The sequence below is a fragment of the Chitinophaga deserti genome, assembly GCF_003149455.1.
Classification (GTDB): Bacteria; Bacteroidota; Bacteroidia; order Chitinophagales; family Chitinophagaceae; genus Chitinophaga; species Chitinophaga deserti.
Map to the genome: position 1 here is coordinate 182,559 of NZ_QFFK01000008.1, position 12,996 is coordinate 195,554.

Sequence of the window (12,996 nt, forward strand, 5' to 3'; positions counted from 1 at the left end):
GTGCCCCGAACGCCTTCAGGCCAGGGGTTCCTTATTTTCACCACTACATTTTAGCCGTTAACGAACCCATTTCGTGCGTTTACCAAACGGCACATCGGTTGTACCATATATAATCCTACATTTAGTGTAGGGTTTTCATAGGATATATGGTCATGGTTGTAAGCTCTTTACAAGCATGGCCATCAAAAAGCCCTCCGCTTTCGGAGGGCTTTTTCTATTATATACACCTGTCAGCCTGATGATAATGGATTAGATGCAATAATGTATTGTAATTAATTTAGCAGTAACAAAACTGTGCAAATTTTGTCATGCAAATCTACCGATATCGTGGAGGTTTTGAAAAGGATAAACGAGGGAGGGTACAAAAAAGGCCTCCCGAAAACGGGAAGCCTTTAATCCTAACCTATAAAACCTATATGAAAACACGTAGAATATCTTAGAACGATGTTCCTCCGGAGAGGTTCAGGTCGTAATAGTAAATGTTGGCGTATCGGTCGTTCGCATAGAAGCCTTCGAGTCTGGTCGATTTCTTTCCTTCCAGCGCCCGCTTCAGATCTTCAGAGGTGCGGATAGTACTGTTGCCGGCCTTCAGAATAACGAACTCACGCTTCATATTCGTCTGTTTCTTGATAAGTCCGCTACCAATATTTGCTACCATCAGTCCGCCTTCGATGCCAAGCTGGTTGGCCGCGGCTTTCGACAATGGCAGGAAATCAGCTCCCAGGTAGTCCATCACACCCAGTTTTACGATGCCGGTATTACCGTCCAGGTTTTTGAGGATGGCATTGGTTGTCAGCTCTTTGTTTTCGCGCTGATAATTAACTGTTACCTTATCACCGGGTTTGTAGCGGCTCAGTTGCTCCATTAGTTCGGGGATCGAGGAGGTGTTTACGCCGTTGATCTTCGTGATCAGGTCACCCTCTTTGATACCCGCTGCGGCAGCTGCTCCACCCTGCGGTACGCCCAGTACCTTGATACCAGCCATATCGCGTGTCATATTGCGGGCTTTGAGCTCTTCGTCTGTCAGGCGTGCCGGATCGTCGTATTCGATCCCCAGGTAGGCGCGTTGCACGTTACCGAACTTCATGATATCATTCACCACCTTCTTCACCAGGTTCACGGGGATGGCGTAGGAATACCCTGCGTAAGCCCCTGTAGGTGAAGCGATGGCCGAATTGATACCGATAAGCTCACCGGCAGTATTGATAAGCGCCCCGCCGGAGTTACCCTGGTTTACAGGTGCATCCGTCTGGATGAACGACTCGATGGCGTTGCGGCTGTTGCGCCGGTTGATCCCGATACTACGGCTCTTCGCACTTACGATACCAGCCGTTACGGTGGTTTCGAGATTCAGCGGATAACCCACGGCAAGCACCCAGTGGCCCACCTGCACATCATCGGAATTGCCGTACAGCAGGTAGGGCAGGCCCGAAGAATTTACTTTAATCACCGCCAGATCGGTACTGGGATCGGTCCCTACCACCTTGGCAGTAAATGTTTTATTGTTACTCAACGTAACGGATATCTCATCCGCATCGTCGATTACGTGATTATTGGTTACGATATACCCGTCGTCTGATATCAGCACGCCCGACCCGGAGGCCATTTGAGGTGGTGAATAATACTGGCGGCGGTTATCTTCAAACTGTTCCCCGAAGAACTCTTCCAGCAAACTCCTCCGCTTTTCGAGGTTGTTGCCCAGTTGCCGGGGATTGATTTTCGTTTTAATATGTACTACACCCGGCGTACCAATGCGTGCTGCCTGGGTAAAATCCGTGGGTGGTGTAAGGGCATTGCTGCCCGCAGAAGTATAGTTTACATAGTTGGCCGGCACACTGTCCGATCCATTCTGGTACATTCCCATCCCGGTTTGGGGCTGGAAATATTTGCTGTATACATATACACTGGCAATGGCAGTAGCCGCGCTAATCAGGACGGTGCCTGCGACATGCGATAACTTCATACGGGTACTGGTTTTAAGGGTTAAAATGTTAGAAACACTTACGGTTGTACCAGATCAATTTACATGCCCTTCTTCTGCAAATGTAACGGAGGAAGGAGGTTCAATGTTGTAACACACAAGTATTTAACAGTTTTTTAGGCCAAACGTTAAAGCTTCGTGTATAAAACGCGACAGGCACTGCCATCAGTGTGGTAGTGCCTGTCAAAATAACAATAAGATATGACAATTTGTTAACCGCTCATGTAAGATCCGGAGGCTAGAGCGCAGCGAAGAAAGCCGCCGTATCCACTCCATCCGCGTAGTCCGAAAGCCGGGGAGATTGGGCCTGGCCGAAAGGAATTCTGTCTGCCGCCACTACACACTGCAGGTCCGGGTTGCCGGCCAGCTGTGTTTCCAGCTCTGCACGGTCGCGGTAAATGCTGTAGTTCAACACGCTGAGCGGGGAGAAGACAGACTCGTTCTCATGCAGCAGCAGGTTGTCGTTCGTGGTGAACGGTGCGCTGTTTAGCAGGAAGAGTGCGAGGTTATAATCGTAGTTATTCTTGTACTTATGGTTGTCCATCAGCCAGTCGTACTGTTTGAATGCAATCATCAGGGGCTCAAAATCGTACCCTTCCGGCACGTACACTTTGGTTACATTGCGGCATCCCAGGCCGAAATACAGGAGCGCGTCGCTGGCAAGGGCCTCCAGCTGAGCCGGAGATTCGTCGCCTGTCAGTACGGCAACCGAAGTACGGTTGCGGCGGATGATATGGGGGTATTTTGAGAAATAATACTCAAAATAGCGGGCGGAGTTGTTGCTGCCGGTGGCGATATAGGCGTCACAGTCCTTTAGAATCTCCTGAATGGAGGTGATTTCCCCGGCTTCGGGCGACCATTCCGCGATTTTACCTATGAGGTGGGGAAGGAGTACAGCGTCTTTAGACGATAGTTTCAGCTTTATGTTGTGGCCGGAAAGGAAACCGGTCATCCAGTCATGAAAGCCCACAAGGGGGATGTTCCCTGCCGATACGATGCCCACGGTTTTTGGAGAAGCGGGAGCGCCGAAGCCCGGATATTGGGCTGCCCAGGCTTCCAGCAGCGGGCGCTGCAGGAAGTTATCCGCAATCTGGCGGATGGCCAGGTCCACAAATTCGGGAATGAACCAACCATTTTGATGAAACGCCTTCTCTTTCGCCGAAAGCAGCTGATCACGCTCTTCCTCCGTTCCTTGTCCGTTCAGATATGCCCCCAGGCGCTCAAGCAGGGTGATTTTTGTTGTTAGATTCATCTCCGGGAAAATAAATTGAGTATTTGAATTGAAGATATTTTATTTTTGGAGCAAAATTAATGGCTTACATCCTAAACAAAAAGTTTACAATATGGCAATAAAGATAACGGATGAATGTATCAACTGCGGAGCTTGTGAACCAGAATGCCCAAATAACGCAATTTACGAAGGTGGTGTAGAGTGGGCACTGGCCGACGGTACTACTGTAAAAGGAAGCTATGAAATGATGGATGGCTCCATCCTGGACGCTGATCAGCGTAATGCCCCCATTTCTGTCGATACTTACTACATTGTTCCCAACAAATGCACCGAGTGCCAGGGTTTCCATGAAGAACCCCAGTGCGCCGCTGTTTGCCCGGTAGATTGCTGCGTTCCCGATGAAATGTACCAGGAAACTGTTGACGAGCTCATGGCCAAGAAAGCTAAGCTGCACATCTAAGTTTTCCAGACAAATCGATATTATTCATTGAAATAATCACGGAAAAAGGAAGTACCAGCATCTGTTGGGCCTTCCTTTTTTGTTATTTTGCCGACTATGAAGAAAAACATTGCCCTTGTTGCCGGCGGATATTCAGGAGAATATGTAATCTCCGTTCAAAGCGCCGCCGTTATTGAAAGCAACATCGACCCCGCCCTTTACAACGTTTACAAAATCATCATCACCCGCGAAGGGTGGACTTATACCGCCCCCGATGGTACTGCTGTGGAAGTCGATAAAAACGACTTCTCCCTGCATACCGCCCAGGGTAAAATCACTTTCGATGCCGTATTCATCGGTATTCATGGCACTCCCGGCGAAGACGGGCGCCTGCAGGGCTATTTTGAGATGCTGGGCATCCCGTATACCAGCTGCGGCATGGTTACCTCCGCACTCACCTTCAATAAAAGCTATTGCAACAAAGTAGTAGCTGCACTGGGTGTCGTTAAAGTGAGCAAATCCTATCACATCTTCCGGGAACAGCCTTATTTCCCCGCCGCCATACTCAGTTACCTGCGCCTGCCCGTGTTCGTGAAACCGGCCGAAGGCGGCAGCAGCATCGGTATGAGCAAGGTGAACAAAGCCGAAGAGCTGACCGAAGCCATCGAAAAAGCATTTAAGGAAGATAATCAGATCCTGATCGAAGAATTCATCAAAGGCACGGAAGTTACCTGTGGCGTGTTCCGCTCCAAAGGCGAACTGCAGGTGTTACCGCTTACGGAAATCCGTTCCAGCAAGGAGTTTTTCGATTATGAAGCGAAATACACACCCGGTATCACCAATGAGGTTACGCCTGCCGAGATTCCTGAAGAAGCGGCCAGCCACATCCGCCAGGTGGCGCAGGACCTGTACAACCGCCTGAACTGCAAAGGCATTGTTCGGGCCGATTTCATACTCGAGGAAGGTACCAATGATGTGTACTTCCTTGAAGTAAATACCATGCCCGGCCAAAGCGAAAACAGCCTCGTACCGCAACAGGTACGCGCTGCAGGCCTGACCCTGCGCGGGTTTTACGGCATACTTATTGAAGAATGCCTTGCGGCTGTTAAAAAATAAGCATACTTTGCTAATATGAAAATGTTTGACAATATAACCAAACGCTCATTCGGCTTCAATCTCCTCGTTATCGGGGGGCTGATAATCCTGATGGGCGTGATCTTCTTCCTCTCACTCGGGTTCCTTACCCGCCATGGTGAAGAAGTGACGGTGCCCGATGTGCGTGGAAAGAGTATAGAAGACGCTACCTCCGCACTGGAGGCGCTGGGCTTCGACGTGGAAGTGCGCGATTCTATTTATATCGATACCATGCGTGCCCTGCTCGTGTATGAGCAAACGCCCGAGCGTGGCGATGTTGTGAAAAGCCATCGCACCATCTTCCTTACTGTGAACAAAGTGGTGCCCCCCATGGTACCCATGCCTGACCTTGAAGGACTGACCTACCGCAGCGCAGAAATGACGCTCCGTGCCCGCAGGCTCAACATCGGCGATACCATTTATAAACCCGATTTCGCTACCAATACCGTACTTGAACAGCGCCTTCATGGCAAGCCCATCAAGCCCGGTACTGAAATACCCGAAGGCAGTAATATCACCCTCGTGCTTTCCAGCGGTACCGGCAGCATGGAAAACCCGGTGCCCGAAACCGTGGGTATGACATACATTGAAGCCCGTGAAGTTCTTGCCGCCAGTAACCTTAATATCGGCACCGTGCTGATCGATGGTGGAGTGAGTGACACGCTGAATGCCTTTGTATACCGCCAATCACCCGCGCGCCGCAACTCTTTGGGAGAGCTGAATATGATCCGTGCCGGTGAAAGTATTGACCTGTGGCTGTCGGCTACCAAGCCAACAACGGATTCCCTCGCCGCACCGCAACCACCTGCAACGGAAGAATAATCTTAACTTTGAAAAAAAACCAACAATGGAAAATATTAGCGTAGAAGACCTGAAACAACGTATCGACAGCGGCGAAAAGCTGAACCTGGTAGACGTGCGCGAGCCGAACGAAAACGCTGAGTTCAACATCGGTGGTACACTCGTTCCCCTGGGCGATATCCGCGCCATGCAGGTAGATGAGATCGAGCCCCTGAAAGATGAAGAGGTGATTGTGTATTGCCGCAGCGGTAACCGTAGCGGACAGGCAGCCATGATCCTCGAAACCATGGGCTTCAGCAACGTGAAGAACCTGACTGGCGGAATGTTGAAATGGCAGGAAACCTTCGGTGCTTAAGAGATTTGGAGTACTAATTCCCAGCCGGGTGCATTGCGCATCCGGCTTTTTTATGAAAGCCTATTCTAAATACCCCTCATTTTCCAGTTTGTCTTAAAATTGCTATAGTCCAGTTACGGTATTCCTGCTACAGGATTGCTATTGGAATGCTGCACCAATACTACACCAATACGGTTGCAATACTGTTACCCTACAACAAAACGACATGCATCCTCCTTTGTAAAACCTGTTTATGCAGGGTTTTAAGTCAGGGAAGGTCAGGGTTAAACGGATAGTACCGCCGTTGCTTCGATCTCCACCATCAGATCGGGATGGATAAGGGCGCTGACTTCCACCATTGTGGTAACGGGCCTTATGCCACCGAAAAACTCCCCATGTGCCCGGCCTACCTCTTCCCATTTCGAGATATCTGTCACGAACATACGCGTACGCACCACATCATGTAAAGTGGCTCCGGCTTTCACCAGTGCTGCTTCGATCTTAGCCAGCGCATGCTTGGTTTGTTCATAGGGATCGTTGATGCCCACAATCTTGTCTCCATCGGCCGATACAGTGCCGGACACCTCCACCACATTACCAATCCTAACGGCGCGGGAGTAGCCTACTTTAGCTTCCCATACTGCGCCTGAACTAATGTTGAGTCGTTGCATATTTTGGTTTTAATATTCGAAAAATGCACTGCTGCCGCCTACCCAATCCTGTTCCTGGTTGTAGCTTACCCCGATCATTTTGCCCTTGCTCAGCCTCGCGAGGTTATGGGCGAGGATGGGTGCCGGCACATCATCGGGCCAGCAATACATAAGCCGTATCTCACATTTGGCGGGGCCGGTAGGCGTTTCCACTGCAGGAGCATAAGCCACTTTTTCCTGCAGGATCCAATTGCCGGGATCGGTGATCTTTGCCACATCTTCCGGCGTAGGATCGATCACCACTCCCTGTCCGGCGAAGGAGAAGAGCGGTTTAAGCACGTATTGGTCTAACTGCTGGGGCAGTACGGGTATTTCATCAAGGAACCAGGCACGTGGTGCGAATGGCCCGTGAATGTGCGGCAGCAGGTATTTACTGATCCTGTAATACCAGTTAGGGTGCGGCGCCCATTCCACGTCAAAGTCCTGCCGCAGGTCGATGGGGTTAACCATCTGGGCCCGCAGGCGTTCGAGATCTTCGAATATGACACGGTTATATATCCGGCTCACGGGCCGTTTCTTCCCTTCTCTTTCGAAGTATAATTGTCTGCCCGACTGTTTCAGTTCCGACACGCAAACCACAGGGATTCCGAGCATAGCCTCGGTACAGGCAAAATCGATCAGTGTTTTCTGTTGCAGGGGCAGTACTTCCAGCAGAATGGTTTCTTCAGCAGGCTTGCTACCCACAATAGTCCTGCGAAGCAGCTCGTGATAAGATGTAGTGTTTAGCCCGTTACCGAGGTTTTCCAATCCTGAAGGTACGTTGGTATGCCGCCGGTAGGCGGCAGCGAGCAGTTCCTGGAACCCGAACAGGCTGGGGAACCCCTGCAGCTCAATGAGCTTGGGTGCAAGACCGCCATTTTCGTCGCGGGTAACGGCGAAGTCGATGATGATAAACTGAGCCCGGGTGTTTTCTCCCGGAACATTATAGCCTTTGGGGATAGCTCCGGCGGTTATTGACTTAAAATCCGGCCGGGCGATCACCTGGAGTATGGCTTCTCCTGCTTCCAGCAGGCGTTGTGTCAGCTCCCGGGGTACGAAAACCGGAGTTTCCGCTACTCTGAATGCGGGTTCCACGCCGGAAACCGTCCCCAGCTCCTGCAACAGTGCTTTATAGCTTGCGGGAGCGTATGACTGGTTATAGGCGAGGCGGATATCGGGGATCATAATGTTTGGTTTTAGGTATGCTGGTATTGCAGCGCTGCTTCCAGGAAATTGGGCAGCAGGGTATCGTGCGTCAGCAGGATCTTATCGGGCTGTTGCAGCAATTCAAGCATGTTTTCGTATTTCTCTGCGCCATGGTCGGCTACCACACGCTGGCGGCGGGCAGGAGCGGAGAGGTATGTATGCATTCCCCCGGCATCGGCTTCGGGATGGAATTGTGTACCTATCATAAACGGGTTAAACCGGATGGCCATGGTGGCTCTTTCCAGCGGCACATGCGGCCTCTCTTTCTCGATGGCAAGTATTTCCGCACCCATTGCGGCCAATCTTTCCTCACTGGGCTTAATTACCTGCCAATGGCGGCTGTCTACGATATAGAACGGATCATCCAATCCACCGAAAATCGGTTCTTTTTCGCCGCCGGCAGTTAAATGAACAGGAAATACCCCAAAGGCCGGTGATTTACGGCGGCAAACTTCTCCCAGTTCAAAATACCGGCATACGATCTGGAAAGAGTGGCAAATGAGAAATACATGCTTTTTAGGCTTGTTTTCCTGCAGATTCCAATCCATCACGGATTGCAGCCAGCTGAAATAGGCATGCTCCCAGTTGCTCCCGGCACTGTCTACCGGACTGCCGGGCCCGCCTGTGCTGATGTAAACGTCATAGTCCAGATCAGGAACATTGGCTTGCCCGCGGACATCGAACTCATTGAGCTGCAATGGTATTTGATGTGATTCCGCAAACTGGAGGAGCAACTCCCGGATACAGCGCATCCCTTCATTAGGGACACCTTCATACAGGTCTAAGACAGCTACTTTCATTACTGCAAAATTACGCCAGAAAGCGGGATTGTATATAATCAACTACGGCAGTAAAGTCGCCGCCCGATTCTTCGAACACTTTCAGTTGCTTATCAGCACCTGTTCCGCCGGAAAGAATGTCTTCCGTTCCCTGAACAACCACTTCGCGGGTACCGAGATCATCCAGCACATCATCCACAAAATCAAGCAGTTCATGGATGAGCGCACGGGTATTTACTTCCATTTCTTTACCGAAATCGATCAGGTTCCCGTCGATCCCGTACCGGGAGGCGCGCCATTTATTTTCATTAATAAGGGCGCGGTTATAGAGGATGAAGTTGAGGTTTATAGCGCGAAGTTTATAGATTTTAACACAAACGGCCTGGAACAGGGCGGCGAGCGTGATGGTTTCGCGGACGGTAAGCGGTACGTCGCAGATGCGGAACTCAACGGTATTGAAGAAAGGATGAACCCGGAGGTCCCACCATACTTTCTTCGCATTATCGATACAATTGGTTTTTACCAGTAGTTTGATATAGTTGTCGTATTCTTCGATACTCGCAAAATAATCGGGGATGCCGGTGCGGGGGAATTTGTCGAATACTTTGGTACGGAAAGATTTGAACCCTGTATTACGGCCTTCCCAGAATGGTGAGTTGGTACTGAGGGCAAATACGTGGGGGAGGAAGTAGCGGACGCTGTTGGCGATGTGAATGGCCATTTCCCGGTTTTCCATTCCCACGTGTACGTGTAGCCCGTAAATGAGGTTGGAACGCGCGGCATCCTGCATTTCGTTGACCAGTTCAAAATACCGGGGATGGTCGGTAATGAGTTGTTTCTCCCATTTTGAAAAAGGATGCGTGCCGGATGCGCCGATGCTGAAACCAAGGTTGCCCGCGATTTCATAGATTGTTTTACGAAGCAGCGTTACATCTGTCCAGGCTTCTTCAATATTGGCACATATCTGTGTTCCTACTTCCACCACAGCCTGGTGCATTTCGGCTTTTACTTTATCCTTGATCACTTTCTGTGCCTGTTCCACGATTTTTTGCTCATGGGAGCGCAGTTCCCGCGTTTCGGGATCCATGACCATATATTCTTCTTCAATTCCGAGCGTAAAGGCGGCAAAGTTCATGTGTAATGTTTGGTTAACGGGAAGGTGAAGTTCGTAAATTATTCGTGAATGCCCGCTGCACGGCGGATGAATGTGCCCCAGCTTAGGTTGATTTCTCCGGGAACTGCGGCGGTTGCACGTTCCAGGGCATAAGCCGCCGCTTTTTCCGTGAACCAGGCGAAGTTAGCCGCACCTACAGACTGCAGGCCTGCATCCGGTGCAGGATTACAGAAGTCTATGGCATAGGGAGTGCCATCTTTCACGGCAAACTCCACCGTGTTGAAATCATAGCCCAGCGCGCGGTTAAGGACAAGGGTATATTCCTCAAGGCAGGCGTAAAGTGCGGGATTGGGATGGCGCTCTGGCACATATCGATCTTCATGAGGCTTGCCCGGATCATAAGGCATGATCCGTACCTCTTTACAGCCAATACAGTAGCAGCGGTAATAATCATCCCAATCCACAGCGGCTTGCAGCATCATCGTTTCCTGGCCGGTTTGTTTGTGCTGCAGGAAAAACTGCTCCCGGTCCTGGATGTAATACACATCACGCCACCCGCCGCCTGCATATGGTTTCATAAAAGCGGGAAAGCCCACATGCCGGAAAATACCTTCCCAATCCAGCGGGAAAGCGAGGTTGCGGAACGATCGGGCATTGGTATTTACGGGTTGTTCATAAGCAGGAAGCAATGCTGTAGGGGGCACGGGCACGCCTGTCTGTAATGCGAGTGCGTTGTTGAAGAATTTTTCATCGGCCGACCACCAGAACGGATTATTAAGAACCGCCGTGCCCCGCAGTGCAGCTTCCTTAAGCCATGCCCGGTAAAAAGGAACGTCGTGGGAGATGCGGTCTACGATCACGGTGTACTCCGGAACTCCGCCCTGCAATGCTTTGTCGATCACCACGGATTCCGCCAGCACATCCGGCCCGCAGATGCGGTTCACCTGATCGATGAACGCCTGGGGGAATGAGTTTTCCTGGCCGTAAAGGATCCCTATTTTTTTCATCCGTCACAGTTTTAACAGTGAGAGATAGTGGGGCAGCATTTCCTTCCAGGCGGGCCAGTCGTGCTGTGCGTTAGGCCTTACATCGAGCCAGTGCTGGATGTTTTTTTGCTGGAGGATGCCCGAGAACTGTTCGTTCTGCCCCCGGGTAATATCGTGCTCTGCCGCACCCAGTACGATCCCCATACGCCAGAGGTCGGGGTGGAGATTACCGGGCACAAAATCCATAGGATTATGATAGTAGATATTGTCGTCGTAATGTCCTTCTGCGCGCGACCGTATATCGAACAACCCGCTCAGTGCAAAAAGGTAAGCAACTGATTCGGGGTGGCGGAATGCGAAGTTGGCAGCATGGTATCCGCCAAAACTGCAACCGCCTACCGCAATGCGCTCGTGCCCCGTTTCCTGCCGGATGCGGGGTAGCAGCTCCTGCATCAGGAGGTCATCGTACAATGAATGGTTACGTGCCCTTTCTGAAGGGTGGATGTGCGGGTTGAACCAGCTCAGCGCGTCGATACTGTCCGGACAATAAATTCTCACTCTTCCGTTGCGCACGAACCAGGCTACGGAATCGATGAGCCCGCGGTCTTTGTTTTCGTAATAGCGCCCCATAGATGTGGGGAACAATACCAGTGGGAAACCGGCATGGCCGAAAACAAGCATTTCAAATTCGCGGCCCAGCGATGGGGATTGCCATTTGTAATAGTTTTCTGTCAATGCTTCGGGTTTTACGGATAAACGTTTTTCAGGTAAAGGAATGGTAAATGTCAGCATATTATGCCTGTTGGGTTTTCATAGGTTCGGATAATGGTTCTTCTATTTGCCGGCAGCTTCCAGCAGCCCCAGGTAGGCCTTCCAGCCCGGGTCGGGACGGATGGACACGGAGTGCGGGTAAGTACCGTAATTGTCTTTATAAAACTGGTTCATCACCATCCGCAGGTCGAGCGTATCGGAAACATAATAGAAATCGATACGCTTGCAGCCTTCGGTTTTGTATCCCGCTTCTTCATTCCTCGTCAGCAGTTGCATTTGCCGTGAGGCAGACTCGGAAATGGATGCGTGTGTTTCTTCCTGTTCTGCCGTGAGGCCGGTGCCTTTGCAGCCGGGTAGCGTTAGTTCCGTAACCACGAGGAAAGGGTACGCTTCGTCAGGCGCCTGGCCTTTCAGGAGGGTATTGGGAACGGATTTTCCGGTGCCAGTTACTGCCTGTTGCGCCCAAACCGCCTGCGAAATCAACATTGCCACAGGCAACAGGTATTGTTTTAATTGCATAATTCCACTTTTCAGATATGTAAAATAAGATTTCTGGGCCGAATTTGTTAAATTACATATACAACCCGCCCTCACTATGCTTCCCAGAAAAGAATCCTTCGGCCAGTACTCCGCTTTCCTGCAAAGGGAAGTGACGTTCGATTGTTTTTTGCCGGCATCGTCCCGCGAAACACCGCATTTGCTCCTGCTGAACGACGGCCAGGAGTTGGAAAACATGGGCCTTCCTGCCATGCTGGAACATTTGCAGGGAACCACACACCCTTCGCTATGGGTGGTGGCCATCCACGCCGGGCCGCAGCGCAGCCAGGAATACGGAACGGAAAAGCATGTAGGGGCAAGAGGGGAAGGGTGCAAAGCATCGCTGTATGCTCGTTTTGTATTGCGGGAATTATTGCCTTTTCTCCGGACCCGCTATCACCAGGTGTTCCCCGATATTACTTTCGCAGGGTTTTCGCTGGGCGGGCTTTCCGCGCTGGATATTGTCTGGAACCACCCCGATCAGTTCCATAAAGCCGGTGTTTTCTCCGGTTCACTCTGGTGGCGGGCGTCGGCAGACGGTGGGCCGCGCATTATGCACCGCCAGGTGGAAGAAGGCGCTTTCAAACCCCAGCTGAAATTCTTCTTCGAAGCCGGTACGCTGGACGAGGTGGCCGATCGTAACGCCAATGGTGTGATAGATGCAGTGGATGATACGGAAGATCTCGTGCGTATCCTTGAGCAGAAAGGCTATGAAAAAGGCCGTCATATTCAGTACGAACTCATCACCGGCGGCCGTCACAATACCGATACCTGGGCGGGTGCTATGCCCGGTTTCCTCGAATGGGTCGTTAAAACCACCTGATTTACTGCTGAGCGTTCCCGTAAACAGAAAAACCGCCCCTTCGCGGAACGGCTCTCCTTTAGTCATCGTACCCCAAATAATCCGTATGGAATCAGCATCCCGGAGCGTTTCCTATTCCTACGGCCCGGAACTGTGTTCTGCATGTTCCTTCGTGCCTGTAATCGCACCTGG

Annotated in this window: 14 protein-coding genes; 5 read left to right on the forward strand and 9 right to left on the reverse strand. The window is 51.1% G+C overall.

The window, feature by feature from the left end; all coding sequences use genetic code 11:
- Positions 1–436 precede the first annotated feature (436 nt).
- Both DEV76_RS18895 and DEV76_RS18900 read right to left on the reverse strand, forming a co-directional pair.
- A complete protein-coding gene (locus DEV76_RS18895) occupies positions 437–1,963 on the reverse strand; it encodes a S1C family serine protease (RefSeq protein WP_109699490.1) in 1,527 nt (508 codons plus the stop codon).
- 256 nt (positions 1,964–2,219) lie between these two features.
- Complete coding sequence (locus DEV76_RS18900; RefSeq protein WP_109699491.1) at positions 2,220–3,233, reverse strand: acyl-CoA reductase; 1,014 nt, start codon at positions 3,231–3,233, stop codon at positions 2,220–2,222.
- 91 nt (positions 3,234–3,324) lie between these two features.
- Here DEV76_RS18900 and DEV76_RS18905 point away from each other — a divergent pair, with 91 nt between their 5' ends.
- The 4 genes from DEV76_RS18905 (at position 3,325) to DEV76_RS18920 (ending at position 5,941) form a co-directional block, all read left to right on the forward strand.
- On the forward strand, positions 3,325–3,672 hold the full coding sequence (locus DEV76_RS18905) for a 4Fe-4S dicluster domain-containing protein (protein WP_109699657.1): 348 nt from the start codon (positions 3,325–3,327) through the stop codon (positions 3,670–3,672).
- A gap of 96 nt (positions 3,673–3,768) precedes the next feature.
- Positions 3,769–4,767, forward strand: a complete 999-nt coding sequence (locus DEV76_RS18910) for a D-alanine--D-alanine ligase (protein WP_109699492.1) — start codon at positions 3,769–3,771, stop codon at positions 4,765–4,767.
- 15 nt (positions 4,768–4,782) lie between these two features.
- Positions 4,783–5,607, forward strand: a complete 825-nt coding sequence (locus DEV76_RS18915; protein ID WP_109699493.1) for a PASTA domain-containing protein — start codon at positions 4,783–4,785, stop codon at positions 5,605–5,607.
- 25 nt (positions 5,608–5,632) lie between these two features.
- Positions 5,633–5,941, forward strand: a complete 309-nt coding sequence (locus tag DEV76_RS18920; RefSeq protein ID WP_109699494.1) for a rhodanese-like domain-containing protein — start codon at positions 5,633–5,635, stop codon at positions 5,939–5,941.
- Positions 5,942–6,204: 263 nt separating this feature from the next.
- Here the strand turns inward: DEV76_RS18920 and DEV76_RS18925 are convergent, their stop codons facing one another.
- Genes DEV76_RS18925 through DEV76_RS18955 form a run of 7 tightly spaced genes read right to left on the reverse strand, consistent with a single transcriptional unit; the run spans position 6,205 to position 11,984 of the window.
- A complete protein-coding gene (locus DEV76_RS18925; protein WP_109699495.1) occupies positions 6,205–6,591 on the reverse strand; it encodes a RidA family protein in 387 nt (128 codons plus the stop codon).
- A gap of 9 nt (positions 6,592–6,600) precedes the next feature.
- Complete coding sequence (locus DEV76_RS18930) at positions 6,601–7,794, reverse strand: hypothetical protein (RefSeq protein ID WP_109699496.1); 1,194 nt, start codon at positions 7,792–7,794, stop codon at positions 6,601–6,603.
- Positions 7,795–7,805: 11 nt separating this feature from the next.
- On the reverse strand, positions 7,806–8,615 hold the full coding sequence (locus DEV76_RS18935) for a type 1 glutamine amidotransferase (protein WP_109699497.1): 810 nt from the start codon (positions 8,613–8,615) through the stop codon (positions 7,806–7,808).
- Between the two features lie 10 nt (positions 8,616–8,625).
- On the reverse strand, positions 8,626–9,729 hold the full coding sequence (locus DEV76_RS18940) for a carboxylate-amine ligase (protein ID WP_109699498.1): 1,104 nt from the start codon (positions 9,727–9,729) through the stop codon (positions 8,626–8,628).
- Between the two features lie 38 nt (positions 9,730–9,767).
- A complete protein-coding gene (locus DEV76_RS18945) occupies positions 9,768–10,715 on the reverse strand; it encodes an ATP-grasp domain-containing protein (protein WP_109699499.1) in 948 nt (315 codons plus the stop codon).
- A 3-nt stretch (positions 10,716–10,718) separates the two neighbouring features.
- Positions 10,719–11,486, reverse strand: a complete 768-nt coding sequence (locus DEV76_RS18950; RefSeq protein ID WP_232826991.1) for an esterase family protein — start codon at positions 11,484–11,486, stop codon at positions 10,719–10,721.
- Positions 11,487–11,528: 42 nt separating this feature from the next.
- A complete protein-coding gene (locus DEV76_RS18955; protein WP_157962994.1) occupies positions 11,529–11,984 on the reverse strand; it encodes a DUF695 domain-containing protein in 456 nt (151 codons plus the stop codon).
- 76 nt (positions 11,985–12,060) lie between these two features.
- On the opposite strand from DEV76_RS18955, the gene DEV76_RS18960 reads away from it, so the two are divergent.
- Complete coding sequence (locus DEV76_RS18960; protein WP_109699500.1) at positions 12,061–12,825, forward strand: alpha/beta hydrolase; 765 nt, start codon at positions 12,061–12,063, stop codon at positions 12,823–12,825.
- Positions 12,826–12,996: the final 171 nt, after the last annotated feature.

Excerpts from the sequence above, each read along its gene's own strand:
- DEV76_RS18895 (WP_109699490.1), bottom strand. The coding sequence starts at position 1,963 with ATGAAGTTATCGCATGTCGCAGGCACCGTCCTGATTAGCGCGGCTACT.
- DEV76_RS18935 (WP_109699497.1), bottom strand. The coding sequence starts at position 8,615 with ATGAAAGTAGCTGTCTTAGACCTGTATGAAGGTGTCCCTAATGAAGGG.
- DEV76_RS18900 (WP_109699491.1), bottom strand. The coding sequence starts at position 3,233 with ATGAATCTAACAACAAAAATCACCCTGCTTGAGCGCCTGGGGGCATAT.
- DEV76_RS18920 (WP_109699494.1), top strand. The coding sequence starts at position 5,633 with ATGGAAAATATTAGCGTAGAAGACCTGAAACAACGTATCGACAGCGGC.
- DEV76_RS18905 (WP_109699657.1), top strand. The coding sequence starts at position 3,325 with ATGGCAATAAAGATAACGGATGAATGTATCAACTGCGGAGCTTGTGAA.
- DEV76_RS18955 (WP_157962994.1), bottom strand. The coding sequence starts at position 11,984 with ATGCAATTAAAACAATACCTGTTGCCTGTGGCAATGTTGATTTCGCAG.
- DEV76_RS18940 (WP_109699498.1), bottom strand. The coding sequence starts at position 9,729 with ATGAACTTTGCCGCCTTTACGCTCGGAATTGAAGAAGAATATATGGTC.
- DEV76_RS18910 (WP_109699492.1), top strand. The coding sequence starts at position 3,769 with ATGAAGAAAAACATTGCCCTTGTTGCCGGCGGATATTCAGGAGAATAT.
- DEV76_RS18950 (WP_232826991.1), bottom strand. The coding sequence starts at position 11,486 with ATGCTGACATTTACCATTCCTTTACCTGAAAAACGTTTATCCGTAAAA.
- DEV76_RS18930 (WP_109699496.1), bottom strand. The coding sequence starts at position 7,794 with ATGATCCCCGATATCCGCCTCGCCTATAACCAGTCATACGCTCCCGCA.
- DEV76_RS18915 (WP_109699493.1), top strand. The coding sequence starts at position 4,783 with ATGAAAATGTTTGACAATATAACCAAACGCTCATTCGGCTTCAATCTC.
- DEV76_RS18945 (WP_109699499.1), bottom strand. The coding sequence starts at position 10,715 with ATGAAAAAAATAGGGATCCTTTACGGCCAGGAAAACTCATTCCCCCAG.
- DEV76_RS18925 (WP_109699495.1), bottom strand. The coding sequence starts at position 6,591 with ATGCAACGACTCAACATTAGTTCAGGCGCAGTATGGGAAGCTAAAGTA.
- DEV76_RS18960 (WP_109699500.1), top strand. The coding sequence starts at position 12,061 with ATGCTTCCCAGAAAAGAATCCTTCGGCCAGTACTCCGCTTTCCTGCAA.